The organism is Streptomyces sp. NBC_00287 (assembly GCF_036173105.1).
Taxonomy (GTDB): domain Bacteria; phylum Actinomycetota; class Actinomycetes; order Streptomycetales; family Streptomycetaceae; genus Streptomyces.
The window spans coordinates 1160871-1174167 of sequence record NZ_CP108053.1; the positions used below are offsets into that span (position 1 = coordinate 1160871).

Genomic DNA, 13297 nt, shown 5'->3' on the forward strand with positions numbered 1-13297 from the left:
CCCAGGCAGTCTCCCGTATCTGGGAGGCCCGCGGAGCCTGGCGCGGCAGGTCGCTCGCCCAACTCGGCCAAAGGGAGCTCGACCGGTCGGCCTGGGCGTAATCGGCGTCACCGCGTCCGCAGGAGCATCAACTGGCGGTGCGCAGCGGACTTGATGGCGTCGTCAGTACCCTCGATCAGCCGCAGGCCACGAGCACCCGACAGGTTGCCCTGCACACCGGAGGCTGCGCTCGGGCGGATCGGCGCGTAGTGGTCCACGTAGTCCGTGACTGCCCGTTCCGCGGCGTACGCAGTACGCCCGGTGCGCCGCATCTCGTCGGCGAAGAGGGCATGAAGGCGGTCGCGACGTGCCTCGCTGTTCCGTGTCGAACGCGTTCCCGCGTTCTCGTCCGGGGACCACAAGGTGTCGATCAGCTCATTGAACTCATCGATGGCGACATCGGTTCGGGCAAGCGCCGACTCTTCGTCCATCTGTCCACCGGTCGTAGTACTTGATCGACAGGCCGAGCGTCCGGCGGGCGGCCTTGATGTGATCTGTGGCCCTACGCGTGTGGCGGACGGTCCAACGGGTCAGGGCGTGCTCCACGGCGAGGCGTTCGGTGTTGCCGCAGACAGGACGCCAGGGAGTGGTGACGACTTGGAAGGACGAGCGACCGTCGTGACTGTTGATCGCCACGATGAAGGGCACGATGCGATCGTTGATCCCGTTGGGGTCGATCGTCACGTGCTGCGGGAGGCGCATGGCGACGAACGCCCTCTTCCCGCCGCGCAGAGCGCCGGCCGACTCCCAGATCACCTGGTCGTCGTTGACGAGTTCCTGGAGGAACTCGAAGGCCCGGCGGTTCTGAATGATCTCGTACCCCTGACGCACCGCTCCGAGCGAGGCCCCGGTGTCGGTGCGCACCGTGTGACGGACATCCGGGTCCACTCGCGTCGCGCCCTTCCACGCATACAGGGCAGGTGTGGTTTCCACTTCGAAGTCGATGCCGCCGAGGTCGAGGACGGTGTCGATGTCGCTGGTACCACCAGGGATCACGCTGCCCAGGCTGTGCCACGCCGGAACAGCGGAGTAGAGGGCCGCCCTCCCGAGGGAGACGTCGAGGCCGTGCTCGGGAACTCCCGTGGGGCTGAGGATTTCTCCATCATCCCAGCCGCTCAGGACTCGGTAACGTCCATCGGACAGGCGCTTCACTGTTCCTGCCTCGAGGCGGCGTTGAAGTTCCTCCTCCCAATTGCGGGCCGCTTGCAGTTGATCACTGCGCTGCGCCGCAAAGGACTCGTTGACATCCAAGCTCATGCGTCACCTCTCTCTTCGGGGTAGCAGATATCGGCGTGATCGTCAGTTGTTGCGTTCGCAGACCCACACGTCCGGCCCATGAGCGACGCGGAGGGAAAGGGCGGACGTGTGGGCGTGCGATCCGCAACGCTTTCCAGAACCCCTCCCGGCTCTGTCACCGGGAGGGGCTGCGATCCTGGAAGGACCCGCAAATCCGACGGCATGGACTACAGAAAGCGCCGCCGGGCGTGGTTGCGGCGGGACTCGAACCCGCGACCTCAAGGCTTATAAGACCCGTGCTCTGCCACTGAGCTACGCAACCAGGTAGGAGGTGCTACTCAAATACGGGTACGGAACGGCCCCGATTACCGACCTAGGGCAGTGGAACTGTCATTGTTCTTCGATCCATCGGCCATTGGCTCAGGCGGCGCGAAGTCCGCTGGGAGAGCCATCGACACCCGATAGACGCTCAGTGCGAGCAACCCAGGTAACCGCCTGTACGGTGCTGGGGAGCTCCCCAAGACGCCGAGCGGCCTCGCGGTAGCAGTCAGCTAGTAAGTCGTAGCGGCGGGCACTGGAGAGGCCGCGGTCACGCTGGCCGTACGTCTCACCCACTGCAATGTCGTGAGCGTGGCGGTCTACCACAACGACGTTCGGATCGTTCGGTTCGGCGATGAGCTGAAAGAAGTGGCCCGTCTTGCGGTCCATCGGGAGTACTTCGGTAGGATCTGTTCCTGCCAGGATCCGGGCCACCTTGTTCAGCGCGTCGGAGAAGTGGCCGGAGTACAGCCCCGTCTCACATGCCTGACGTGCCAAACGAAGGGTCTCGGCCCACGATTTGTTGGCAGACAAGGCCGCGAGAACGCCGGCTCCAGCCCGGGAGTCACCGGATGTCATGGCTGACGCGAGTTCGTGAGCGGTGCGGTACCAGGTGCGCCCGCGCTGCTGTTGTTCCGTCGTGGCGGAGTTCCACTCAGCAATGATGTTGCGAACGAACCCCTCCCGCGTTTCCGGGGACACGGAGACAGGGATCATGGCTACCTCCCTCCAGAGGTGAGCAGTGCAGGAAAATTGGTGCTCTGACATAGCCAGTTGGCCTCGCTTGCTCAGAAATCGCCTTCGCGACAGAGGCATTGCGAGCCGGGACGCACATGCACGGGGTCGACTCCCAGAACAGCTGCCAACCTCCCCCCAGCGCGTATGACGTTGGCAGCGGTAAAGGGAGGCGCAGGGAGGTTCGCCGTACACTGCTGAGGCAACTGGTGTGCATTTGTCGCACGTTCAGCGATGGTCATCATCAGGCCTTCGCAGATGGATAGGTGGCCCGCGGCGCCGAGGTGCGGGGACTCCGCCCGGAGACCAGGGGCGGAGTCCCCGCTGCCGCACCGCCCAGTGGGGAGCTGCGTGGCGATGCGGCCGTCATCGGGTATGGATGATCTTCAATGCCGTGATGGACATCAAGCACATCCGCCCAGAGGCCCCAGGCTCAGGCAATGCGCTCCCATGCCCTCTGCCCCTCCGGTCGATGAGGGTGGAAAGGGGCCTGCATGTCCGGCCCAACCCGAAAGAACTCGCGGCACTCGTGGATCTCCAAATGGATGACCCACTGCATCATCGCGGCGTACAACTCATCGGCGGTGACGAATTCATCGGCGTCGATGATCACCTCCCGCGAAAGGAGGATCTCTTCCGGGTAGCCCTTGAGGGCTTGGTCCCGGTTGGAGTTGACGGTCTCGACCAACGCTTGAGCAATCACGCAGGGCGCCCCGTCCACCATCACACGGGCTTGGAACCGCCACCCCGGGCGAAAGCTGATCCCGTTAATCAGATCGGCAACTTGCTGAGCCTCCATTTCCTCGCTCCTCCATCCCTCGGTCATGCATCCGCATCAGCATGCGGCCAACACGGACGTGCTCTCGTCTGTAAGAGCAAGGGGGCGCACCCGTGCAGGGTGCGCCCGATGCTCCGGCAGATCAGTGGCCGCCGAGGCCAAGGGCAGAGGTGATCGCTTCGCCCAAGTGGTATTGCTCGAAAAACGCGAGCGGCACCAGCGCGAAGACACCTGCGAGCAAGTAGTCGTCGGCTTTCGTCCATGCATGGTGAACCGCCGCGCGAATGTTCTGGCGCCAGGCGATCTCGGTCGTTATCTCACAACCGAAGGCACCCGGGTGGTATTGCTGGGATATGCGCCCCAACTTCGCGCTTAAGCGCGTGACGTGCACTAAGCAACTGCCGTCTGGCCGCTCGACGATACGCTCAAACCGCCATGCAATGCCGACGAACCGACCGGATTCCATCCGAAGCGTCGAGCCGGGCGCGATCTCCTGACCGGTGGCACACGAGACGAGTTTCATGATTCCCTCCGCGGATCTCGTCTGGTCTTCCCCGCCGTCAACGATGCTCAAATTTCCGTTGACCACGGGCACGATCAGATACTGATCCATGCGGGGGATACGCCGTAATCAGCTCTCACTTAAATACGGATCCCGAGAGGCTTCAATTACCGATCACGGAGCAGAGTATCCAAGATTCTTTCCGCACTCGGATACGCCGCAAAATGCGGACCACAGAAGCGCTCTCACATAGATACGGAAAGCCAGACACCCCAATCCCCGATCACAGGGAAATGGATCTAGGATTCTTTTCGGGGCTACATTCAGAACTAGGCGATAGCCACGGATCAAAATGCGTTGGGGCCCCGGGAACAACGCCCCGGGGCCCGACTCCTGTCACGTCACTGACTGTGGTTCGCCGCCGCTCCTTGGTAGATCAGTTCGTCTCGTACGGCGTCAAGAGACGCGCTCAGCTGGCGCCATTCCTTGACGGCCGTGTCGCGAGCACGCTGGACCTTGGAGGAGGAGTGGCGTGGCCCGCCGTAGAGTTCTTGAGCCGTGCGTCCCAGCACACTGGTTCGGCCGAGATCATCCGCATGCGTAGCAACGTCGAGGATCTTGCTCAGGACCGGGAACTCGCTCCCGTCGCCCCATGCGGTCCTGAAGATCGTCTCGCTCTGACCCGACAGATACGGCGTCACGGCCAGGGTCGACAACTTGTCCGCGTGCGGGAGCCCCCGAGTGGTCTGTGCGCCCGGAATGGCGTCTGTGGGATCCGGGTGGGTGTCCAGCCGGTACCCGTTCCGTGCGGCGGCATCCCGGATGGCCCAATAGTGGAGCGTCTTCCGGCTCACGACAATCGTCTCGCCGTCTTTGCGCACGTATTGCCAGGCGCACGGCTCACGGGTTTCCACCCACACGGCCGAGATTTCACACGTAGAGACGATTTCACGCAGCCGTTTCGCGAAGATCAGAACAGCGTCCTGCGCGACATCGTCGCTTACGTCATCGGTTCCGTAGGGCGCCACCTCTCCGCGTGATACGGTCGCGCTCCCGTCCATGCGCTTGCGCGACCGAGTTGAATCCACCCTGCGGCAGTATCCGCGCGCTACCTTTCGCAGCTCTGCAAAATCTGCTGACGTCACCCTCTTCATGTCTTCAGCCGTGACGTCACCGACAGCCTTTCGCTCCCGTACCTCTATAGCGGGTAGATCACCCACAATCCTCTCCGATCAGCCGCGACGCGTACCCTATGTACCGCGTCCCCACTCCTCCATTTTCTCGCATTCGACGCCCAATTCAAGAGGAATGGACGTCATTTCTCGTAAATATCAATTGCAACGAAAGGCGGAGGCATCCGCGAAACAGGAAAGTTAATCCCGAAAATATTGCACTGTGAACACGTGGTCATTAATTCCTTACCGTAAATATCCCAGAAGAAATCCCCCTCGCTATCTATCGCCTTCCCGCCTCCCGCATCGCCGTTTTGTGGGACGCCCACGGGCCTCTCAGTTGCGGAGTACGCCGGAAGGCCGTGAAACGCCTCATACCTGCACCGATGACCTGCTTTGGGGGTTACCGATCTAATCGGCCAACCCATTGGCAAGTAGGCAGGAAGTCAGAGGGGAACGGCTGTTGGACCCGCCTGGGGCTAGGTCAGCCCTCGGCGCCGACGAACGACCGCGGTCAGGTGCGTCTCGTGCTCAACGGCCCAGTTACCAATCGGGGCGAGGGCCGCCAGGAGCGCGTAGCCGGACGGCGTGAGGGTGCACTGGGCCGTGGATGCGAACTGGCCTACCCTCGGCTGGTGGTTGATGAGGCCGACCTCGATGAGCCGATGCAGGGTGTCCCAGAGGACCTTCTCGGACAGCGAGCGCCTGCCGGCGATGTCCCGGTTCCTCGCGATGCCGGCGTTGATCGCAGCGGTGATCCCCGTCGGATGCTGCGGGCCGTGGCTCAGCTGGCAGAGTACGGAGAAGGACCATCGCAGTCGCAGAGTCACCAATGCCATTCCCACACCGCGCCAATGTTCCCGGTCCGGGCGCAGAGTCGAGGTACCGGCCGACACGGACTCGCCGGATCCAGCGCCTGGTTGTGGCAGGCCCCGGCGCTTGCGAAGTGCGGTCGCTAGTTCTTCGCGATGCACGCTCGCCCATGCTGCGATGCGGTCCAAGGCGGCCAGAAGACCTCGGCTCATCGCCGTCAGGTCACGCGGGGCGACACCGTTCGGCGAGCAGAGGTCCGTCCTGCGGACGATAAGTCCCTCGGCCTCCATCCTCTGAAGCGTCGTAAAGAGCGACCTCTCATGGAGGACGCGGGGACCTACAAGATCGACGTTGCGTTCGATCCCTTCGGTGATGGCCTCAAGTAGTTGGGCCGGGCGAAGCGGTGCGTCCAGGAGAGCGACGAGGAACGGGTAGGTCCAGCGGTTCCGGAGAAGCTCGAGGGTCATGCCTGTCCCCCGGAGCCGTCTTAAGTCTGCGTCCATTCAGGTCCAACGCCTTTCATCGGCATTCGCCAAGTGGTCGCTTCGTCGCGCCCGGTGTGCGCGGAGCACGGCCCACACGATGCGTCCTCGTCCGTTCTCCGACGAGCCCAGGCCCCATCGCCGGGACACAGCCTTGACCAGCATCAGGCCACGGCCGCCCTCGTCATGAGGGTGCGCTCGCTGAGGAGTTGGGGTGGAGCGACCTGTGCCGTCGTCCTCGATCTGGATCAGGAGCTGTTCCGGGGTGTCACCTAAACGGCAGGCGATGGTTTGGCTGCTGGTGTGGATCACAGCATTGGTGAACAGCTCGCTGACCACGAGAGCAGCCGTGTCGCAGTCCTCTGGATGGACGTCCCAGCCTTTGAGCTGTTCGAGGACCAAGTGACGGGCTTCACCCACCGCCTCGCCATCAGCACGCAGGACGAAGACGGCACGGCGCGCTTCAGCGTCCAGGGCGGGAGGCCGATCTCCGGTGGTAGTGGCGTTGGTCGGGGCCACGGCAGATTCCTCACGGTAGGGCGAATGCCGGGCGCGACTGTGCGTGAAGGGTTGGGACGTGTAACGCCGTCACCTGAGTTGGATCTTGCGTGCATGGTGACGCGACGTAGGCGAGACGCACGGCATCCGGGGCGGGAGTACCCGGCAACGGGGCTCAGCTGCTTGCAGCCTGCACCTGCCGTTCAACGCGGGCAGCTTGGTCACGTCGTCACTATGCGCGCCCCATCCGTCACTTGGCAACCCCTCACTTCGCACAGTGCAGAGTTTTGTTGTACAGACTGTCCGTGATGCGAGGGTCGTGGCAAACTGCTGGTCGACCGGGCTTCGAGGAGGCATGCGACGTGAGCGCACCGCGGTCTGCCCCGACCGTTCTGCAAATGGTGCTCGGCAGACGCCTTCAGGAGCTGCGGCGCGCCGCGAACCTCTCGGCACAGGAAGTCGGCCAGCGACTGCACATGGCTCACACGACCGTCATCCGGATGGAACAGGCCAAGGTCGCCTTGAAGTGGGCAACCGTGAAAGCGATGTTGGAGATCTACGGCGTCGGGCAGCAGGAAGCCGAGGAGTTCCTCACGCTCACCGTCAAAGCCAACGAGTCCGGTTGGTGGCAGGGTTACCGCGACGCGCTTCCTGAGTGGTTCGCCGTTCACGTGAGTTTGGAGAACTCGGCCAGCCACATCCGGGGCTACGAGCCGCACGTCGTCCCGGGTCTCCTCCAGACCGAGGATTACGCGGGCGCCGTCCTGTCCCTCAGTCGACCACGCCCCAAGCCGGATGAACTGGATCGGCGCGTAACCCTCAGACTGACGCGCCAGGCGCTGCTGACCCGTCCCGATCCGCCGCCACCACAGCTATGGATCATCATGGACGAGACCGTGCTGCGTCGACCGGCCGGCGAACCCGCCGTGATGCAGGCACAAATTGATCACCTCATCGAGGCGATGGATCTCCCCCATGTGACCCTCCAGGTGATGGCCTTCACCGCGGGGCTGCATCCCGGTGCATTCGGCCCCTTCACTCTCTTCCGGTTCCCGATGCCGGACTTCCCCGACATCGTCGGCATCGACAGTCTCAGTAGCGCCAAGTACACCGAAGACGAGGAGGAAGTCGCGCTGCACCGTGAGACGTTCGACCGGATGAGCGCTCAAGCAATGTCTCAGGGACGCAGCAGGGAGTTCCTCATGAGCGTCCGCAAGGAGCTAGAGAAATGACGCACGTTGCAAACGCCGCCAAGGACTTGGGACTTGAAGGTTGGCACAAGCCATGGAGTGGCAGTAACGGTGGCAACTGTGTCGAGGCGAAAGTACTCGACAGCGGTCAGGTCGCACTGAGGCAGTCCACTGACCCTCAAGGCCCTGCCCTCATATGCACCACCCCAGCGATTGCCCAGTTCGTCGAGGCCGCCAAGTCCGGCATGGCCGACTTCTTGGTCGCGTGAGGTTTACATGCTGAAGAACTTACCATCCGATCGAATCGTCAACGGAGCATCGAAGTGACGGACAGTGGATTCAGCCCGGACCAGATCGACACCAGCACGCCTCACTCGGCACGCATTTACGATTGGTTCCTGGACGGAAAGGATCACTACCCGGTCGATGTCGAGGCAGCTCAGAAGATCATAAAGATCTTCCCCGGGGTCAAGGAGACGGCCTGGGCCAACCGTGAGTTCATGCAGCGCGCCACTCGGTTCTTAGCCGAGCGGGGCGTGAATCAGTTCCTGGACATCGGTACGGGAATCCCCACCGAGCCGAACCTCCATCAGATCGCCCAGGAGGTAGCACCGAGTACTCGTGTGGTGTACGCGGACAACGATCCCATCGTCCTTCGGCACGCCGAAGCACTCCTCAGGGGCACGCTGGAGGGGCGTACCGCGTACATCCATGCCGACGTCCTAGATCCGCAGACCATCCTGCGCTACGCACGCGAACACCTGGACTTCAGCCGCCCCATCGGACTGTCGCTGGTTGCCCTCATGCAGTTCGTGACCGACGAGCAAGGTCCCTACGACATCGTACGAACGCTGCTGGAACCGATGGTCTCCGGCAGCTACCTGATGCTGTCCCACGTCACTTATGAATTCAACCCGGAAATCTGGGACACCGTGGACGCCATCTACCGCGCCGGCGGGACCCCGGTCAGGGCCAGGGCACACGGCGAAGTTGTTGAATTCTTCAAGGACCTCGAAGTATGCGAGCCCGGCGTCGTGGTGGCGACCCACTGGCACCCCAACTCCGCGATGCGAATTCGCGAGGAGCAACCCCTCTACGTGGGGGTGGGGCGCAAACCGTGAGGGACCGCGGGCACTGACCTTGAAGTGACGTCGCAGTTGTGGTGTATCTCAGGGGCAGAAGTGGCGCACCAGACCTCCGCTCTGCCTCTGGGGTCGTCGTCGACGACTCCGTTGTAGCACCAACGCGTGGCGAACTCTTCCTGAGGGAGTATCAAGTGCCCAACCGCAAAAACCGTTGGCGACGAAGTAGTTCGGTTAGCAACAACTCCGCGCGGCAGTCGAACTGGCCTGGGGAGGAGAGGAAAAACCACCCCATCCTCGTGGAACCTGAAGGTGATCGCTTCCTCCGAGGCATCCACAATGTCCGCCACTTGGTAAATGGCGAATGGACCTGGGACGTCCTCGTGGCCCTCCACAACGGCCCACTCCAATACACAAACCTGCTCAACACGATTCGCGCACAGGACACCGACACCGGATGGCCGGTACGGAAGCACCGACGACTTCAGGACAGCCCGTTGAATCGGACTCTGCGGCGCCTGGAGCAGGGCGAACTCATCAGGCATAGCCGTGAACCTGCGTTCCCGTACAGGGCTACCTATGAACTGTCGCCAGCTGCTAGGGAGTTAGTGGCCGCAGTAGGGCCGATGGTCCTGTGGGCTGAGCAGCATGTCGACCTTCTTGACCGAACCAAACAACGACGACGCGAAGAGGATCGGAGCCGCTGAGCGACCGTACACCTGCGCCCACGCGGGTTCTCGGTAACGCCTCGCCACCGAGGTCGTCAATTTTCCCAGCCCATCCCATCAGGTGAAGCGGGCATCGCGGGCGTGCTCGCTGTAACGAGCGACAAGTCGTCGGTCGGTGACTACCTCGTCCCGCGAACTCCGGACAGGGCGGCCAATATCTGTGTCAGGCGCTGAGGCGGCTCACATCCCCAACCGCACAGTGCCGTCAGTGCTGACGGTGGCCAGCCTGGTGCCGTCCGCGCCGAAATCCCTTGCCTTAGTGGGCATTTGGAGATGGTCTATGTCGGTAAGTAACTTTCATGACCGTCAGGCTTGAGGTGTTTGCCCCATACGTGCACCCTCGCGTCCATCGAGCTGCGAACCTGGCCGCCCGTTTACTCCGGCTCTCGTGCACGAAGTCCGTCTGGTTTGAAGATCAGGCAGAAACGCGCATCAGCAGCGGAACAGCACCGTCCGCCGCGTCCATGATCACGCTACGGCGTGAGCCAGCGGAAGCCGTACCCCAGCGACCTGTCCGACGCCCGATGGGCCTTAATCGAGCCGACGTTGACGGCCTGGAGAAAGGCTCGGCTCGACCGCAGGCCCACCGGGCAGCCAGCCAAGGTCGACCTGCGCGACGTATTCAACGCACTCCTCTACATCAACTGCACCGGAATCCCCTGGAAATACCTCCCGCACGACTTCCCCAACCACGGCACTGTCTACGCCTACTACGCCGCCTGGCGTGACGAGGGAATCCTCACCCACCTCAACTACGACCTGACCGGCCTGGCCCGCGTGAAGGAAGGACGCAAGCCCGAACCGACCGCTTCCGTGATCGACACCCAGAGCGTGAAGACCTCCACCAACGTGCCCCTGACCAGCCAGGGAACCGACGCCGCCAAGAAGACATCCGATGCGAAGAAGGAGTCAAGCGGCCAGGGCGAGGTGGGGTTCTCGTGTGGTTGGGAAGGCCACGGCCTCGTTGAACGGGACGCGGTGGGAAAGGCAGTGGTGAAGGCAGCCGATCATCCGGTTGAACAGGTTCCTCTGGGCGGCCGTGTGTCGATCTCCGGCCTCACGTCGACGGTCGTAGTGGGCTCGGGCTCCCTCCGAGTGGGCCATCGCTGAGAAGGCCCACATGTAGCCGACGCCGGCCAGCCTCTGGTTCTTCACCCTGCGGGCCGCGACGGACACGCTCTTGCCGGAGGCCCTGGTGACGGGAGCGGATCCCGCGTACGCCTTCAGACCTCTGGCGTCGGCGAACCGGGTCCGGTCGTCGCCGATCTCGGCCAGAACTCGGGCCCCGCTGAGCGGGCCCAGCCCGGGAAAACTGGTGATGATCTCGGCGTCAGCGTGGGCTTCGAACGCCTGCACTGCGGCTTCGGCGAGATCATCGGCACTCGCGCATGCGGCCTCCAGCTGCCGAAGCAGCGCAACTGCCTGGCGTCCCATGGCCTCCTCGACAAGGGGAAGATGGCGCATCTGAGAAGCGCGTAGCGCGCCATGCAAACGCTCGACCTCCCTGTCGATGGTGTTCTTGCGGCCGGCCTTCTTCAGCACGGCCCGCAGCTGCGCCCGGGTCAGCTTGGCCGCCTGGCGCGGGGTGGGCGCCGCGGCCAGGAGAGCCCGGGCTATGGCGTGATCGATGCCCTCGCGGCGGTGTCCGACGGCGGCCAGATAGCTGGGGAAATACTCGCGCAGGTGGGAGGTCAGCTTGTTGCCGGCCTGGGTTCGGTCCCAGACGGCGTCCTGCTGGGCACGGGCAAGGACCGCGACGGCCTGGGCCACTTCGGAATCTGCGGGAAGCATGCGGTGAGCTGCGGCATCGGTGCGGAGGATGTTCGCCAGCACCATGGCGTCCAAGTGGTCGGACTTTTTGCGGGAGACCGTGTGCCGGTCCCGGCACCGGGCGGCGGCCATCGGATTGATGGCGTAGACGGGGCGGCCCGTCGCCCGCAGGCAGGCGACCAGGAGTCCGCGAGAGGTCTCGATGGCCACCGGAACGGGATCCTGCAGAGAGTCGCCGTGCTCGGCGAGCATCCGAAGCAGCTGGTCGAGCCCTTCCGCGGTGTCATCGATGCGAGCCCGGGCAAGCAGTGAACCCGTTTCGTCGACGACGGCTATGTCGTGGTGGTCGCTGGCCCAGTCGATCCGCAGAACGCTCTCACTCGCCTCACGCTTTCTCATCGCACCTGTGTTTTGGCTGGTCATAGCCGTGCAGGGCATGCGTCTCTCTAATGGAAGGGCTCGGTGGCCCGACATCCGATTAGCCGTTCATGACCCCAGCGACCTGCGGGGCCCTCGGTCTTGATCGGAGCTGGATGGCTCCCGAGCACGTAAGAGGTAGTTCCCGCAGGGGGCTTGGACCACGATCATCATCGGTGATCAAGTGATCGCTCTCGACGCCGACTGCGAGCGTCAGCACACGTCAGTCTTCTTTGAGGGCTCAAGGCCCGGATCGTCGGCAGACGTTGTGCTGACGCCGGCGGCCGGCGCCGAGGAGGCGCCTTCAGCGACCTCAGCTACCGCCCATTAGATCGTCGGCAGGAAACGGGGCATCCTCACCGACACGATCGGACTTACTGAGATTGAACTCGGGTTGTCGCAGTTGCTGACAGGGCTTGATCCTCGCGGTATTCCGTTGTCATGAGGTACGCGCAGGGCGGCGGTCTGTCGGACGAGCGCCGGCAGTTCCGCGAGGGGATCCGCATGATGGCCGCAGAGCGGTTCGCCGCTGGTGAGCCGAGTTCGGCGATCGCGGCGGAGTTACGGGTCAGCGTCCGGTCGGTGCAGCGGTGGCGGCGGTTGTGGGACAAGGGCGGCCCGCGGGCCCTGCGGTCAGCGGGATCCGCCTCCGTTCCCCGGTTGAGCGATGCCCAGTTCGCCCAGCTGGAGGCGGAGTTGGCGAAGGGGCCGGTGGCGCACGGCTGGCCGGACCAGCGCTGGACACTGTCACGGGTGAAGACCGTGATCGGCCGGCGTTTCCATAAGAGCTACACCCTGCAAGGGGTGCGCAAGCTGCTGATCAGGCATGGCTTCTCCTGCCAGGTGCCGACCAGACGGGCCGTCGAACGCGACGAGGAGGCCATCTGTGGCTGGGTGAAGGAGACCTGGCCGCACGTGGAAACACCGCGGCGGCGCTCGACGCATGGGTCGTCTTCGAGGACGAAGCCGGCTTCTCGATGACGCCGCCCACCGCACGCACGTGGGCCAGGCGCGGCCACACCCCGGTGATCAGGGTGCGCGGCCGCACCTCGCGCCAGCTGTCCATCGCCGCCCTGGCCTGCTACAAGACAGGCCAACCCTCCCGCCTGATCTACCGGCCCAAGCGGCATGGCAGCCGACGTGAGGGCCGCCGGAGCTTTGCCTGGACGGACTACCGAGACCTCCTGATCGCCGCTCACCGTCAGCTCCGCGCCCCCATCATCCTTATCTGGGACAACCTCGGCACTCATCTCTGCGCGGACATGCGCCGCTTCATCGACGGCCAGAACTGGCTGACCGTCGTCCAGTTACCCGCCTACGCTCCCGAGCTCAACCCGGTCGAAGGCATCTGGTCGCTGCTGCGACGCGGCTACACCACCAACGTCGCCTTCACCAACACAGACCACCTCATCCGCACCGTCCGCCAGGGACTCCGCAAGATCCAGTACCGGCCGGCCCTCCTCGACGGCTGCCTCGCAGAAACGGGACTCACCCTCCACCCCTCATAACCCAATACGACAACCCGAGTTCAAGCTCA

The 13297-nt window shown here is 63.7% G+C and carries 14 protein-coding genes, 1 tRNA gene and 1 pseudogene; 6 read left to right on the plus strand and 10 right to left on the minus strand.

The genetic code is table 11. The features are described from left to right. Positions 1 to 107: 107 nt before the first annotated feature. The 9 genes from OHT76_RS05525 to OHT76_RS05565 form a co-directional block, all read right to left on the minus strand. On the minus strand, positions 108 to 470 hold the full coding sequence (locus tag OHT76_RS05525) for a DUF932 domain-containing protein (RefSeq protein WP_328869613.1): 363 nt from the start codon (positions 468 to 470) through the stop codon (positions 108 to 110). Continuing rightward, positions 424 to 1296 (minus strand): DUF932 domain-containing protein, encoded by an 873-nt coding sequence (locus OHT76_RS05530; protein ID WP_328869614.1) that lies wholly within the window; start codon positions 1294 to 1296, stop codon positions 424 to 426. Before OHT76_RS05530 ends, OHT76_RS05525 begins: the two co-directional genes overlap by 47 nt. Positions 1297 to 1524: 228 nt before the next feature. After that, positions 1525 to 1597 (minus strand) — tRNA-Ile (locus OHT76_RS05535). A gap of 98 nt (positions 1598 to 1695) precedes the next feature. Further along, positions 1696 to 2310, minus strand: coding sequence for a DUF7178 family protein (locus tag OHT76_RS05540; protein WP_328869615.1), 615 nt, complete (start codon positions 2308 to 2310; stop codon positions 1696 to 1698). Positions 2311 to 2761: 451 nt separating this feature from the next. Then, entirely contained in the window at positions 2762 to 3127 is a 366-nt protein-coding gene (locus OHT76_RS05545) for a hypothetical protein (RefSeq protein WP_328869616.1), read from the minus strand. A gap of 121 nt (positions 3128 to 3248) precedes the next feature. Beyond that, positions 3249 to 3719 carry a hypothetical protein gene (locus OHT76_RS05550; RefSeq protein ID WP_328869617.1) on the minus strand — a complete coding sequence of 157 codons (471 nt, stop codon included), beginning with the start codon at positions 3717 to 3719 and terminating at the stop codon, positions 3249 to 3251. A 290-nt stretch (positions 3720 to 4009) separates the two neighbouring features. Next, positions 4010 to 4636, minus strand: a complete 627-nt coding sequence (locus tag OHT76_RS05555; protein ID WP_328869618.1) for a hypothetical protein — start codon at positions 4634 to 4636, stop codon at positions 4010 to 4012. A gap of 623 nt (positions 4637 to 5259) precedes the next feature. Then, on the minus strand, positions 5260 to 6060 hold the full coding sequence (locus OHT76_RS05560) for a winged helix-turn-helix transcriptional regulator (RefSeq protein ID WP_328869619.1): 801 nt from the start codon (positions 6058 to 6060) through the stop codon (positions 5260 to 5262). A 36-nt stretch (positions 6061 to 6096) separates the two neighbouring features. Further along, positions 6097 to 6594, minus strand: a complete 498-nt coding sequence (locus OHT76_RS05565) for an ATP-binding protein (protein WP_328869620.1) — start codon at positions 6592 to 6594, stop codon at positions 6097 to 6099. A gap of 377 nt (positions 6595 to 6971) precedes the next feature. On the opposite strand from OHT76_RS05565, the gene OHT76_RS05570 reads away from it, so the two are divergent. The 5 genes and pseudogenes from OHT76_RS05570 to OHT76_RS05585 all read left to right on the plus strand — a co-directional run. Continuing rightward, positions 6972 to 7805, plus strand: coding sequence for a helix-turn-helix domain-containing protein (locus OHT76_RS05570; RefSeq protein ID WP_328869621.1), 834 nt, complete (start codon positions 6972 to 6974; stop codon positions 7803 to 7805). Then, positions 7802 to 8032, plus strand: coding sequence for a DUF397 domain-containing protein (locus OHT76_RS05575; protein WP_328869622.1), 231 nt, complete (start codon positions 7802 to 7804; stop codon positions 8030 to 8032). The genes OHT76_RS05570 and OHT76_RS05575 overlap by 4 nt, the downstream gene beginning before the upstream one ends. Positions 8033 to 8086: 54 nt before the next feature. Beyond that, on the plus strand, positions 8087 to 8884 hold the full coding sequence (locus OHT76_RS05580; RefSeq protein ID WP_328869623.1) for an SAM-dependent methyltransferase: 798 nt from the start codon (positions 8087 to 8089) through the stop codon (positions 8882 to 8884). A gap of 344 nt (positions 8885 to 9228) precedes the next feature. Then, on the plus strand, positions 9229 to 9552 hold the full coding sequence (locus OHT76_RS44090; protein ID WP_443049908.1) for a winged helix-turn-helix transcriptional regulator: 324 nt from the start codon (positions 9229 to 9231) through the stop codon (positions 9550 to 9552). A 501-nt stretch (positions 9553 to 10053) separates the two neighbouring features. Continuing rightward, positions 10054 to 10479 (plus strand): annotated as a pseudogene (locus tag OHT76_RS05585) (transposase); the annotation flags it as partial. Between the two features lie 3 nt (positions 10480 to 10482). On the opposite strand, the gene OHT76_RS05590 reads toward OHT76_RS05585, so the two are convergent. Beyond that, complete coding sequence (locus tag OHT76_RS05590; protein WP_328869624.1) at positions 10483 to 11742, minus strand: IS110 family transposase; 1260 nt, start codon at positions 11740 to 11742, stop codon at positions 10483 to 10485. Between the two features lie 459 nt (positions 11743 to 12201). Between OHT76_RS05590 and OHT76_RS44095 the strand changes: the two genes are divergently transcribed. Continuing rightward, a protein-coding gene (locus OHT76_RS44095; protein ID WP_443049720.1) for an IS630 family transposase occupies positions 12202 to 13268 on the plus strand; the annotation gives its coding sequence in 2 pieces (ribosomal slippage) (positions 12202 to 12645 and positions 12648 to 13268; 1065 coding nt in all). Positions 13269 to 13297 lie beyond the last annotated feature (29 nt).

Excerpts from the sequence above, each read along its gene's own strand:
- OHT76_RS05545 (WP_328869616.1), bottom strand. The coding sequence starts at position 3,127 with ATGGAGGCTCAGCAAGTTGCCGATCTGATTAACGGGATCAGCTTTCGC.
- OHT76_RS05560 (WP_328869619.1), bottom strand. The coding sequence starts at position 6,060 with ATGACCCTCGAGCTTCTCCGGAACCGCTGGACCTACCCGTTCCTCGTC.
- OHT76_RS05570 (WP_328869621.1), top strand. The coding sequence starts at position 6,972 with ATGGTGCTCGGCAGACGCCTTCAGGAGCTGCGGCGCGCCGCGAACCTC.
- OHT76_RS05575 (WP_328869622.1), top strand. The coding sequence starts at position 7,802 with ATGACGCACGTTGCAAACGCCGCCAAGGACTTGGGACTTGAAGGTTGG.
- OHT76_RS05590 (WP_328869624.1), bottom strand. The coding sequence starts at position 11,742 with ATGAGAAAGCGTGAGGCGAGTGAGAGCGTTCTGCGGATCGACTGGGCC.
- OHT76_RS05525 (WP_328869613.1), bottom strand. The coding sequence starts at position 470 with ATGGACGAAGAGTCGGCGCTTGCCCGAACCGATGTCGCCATCGATGAG.
- OHT76_RS05550 (WP_328869617.1), bottom strand. The coding sequence starts at position 3,719 with ATGGATCAGTATCTGATCGTGCCCGTGGTCAACGGAAATTTGAGCATC.
- OHT76_RS05540 (WP_328869615.1), bottom strand. The coding sequence starts at position 2,310 with ATGATCCCTGTCTCCGTGTCCCCGGAAACGCGGGAGGGGTTCGTTCGC.
- OHT76_RS05530 (WP_328869614.1), bottom strand. The coding sequence starts at position 1,296 with ATGAGCTTGGATGTCAACGAGTCCTTTGCGGCGCAGCGCAGTGATCAA.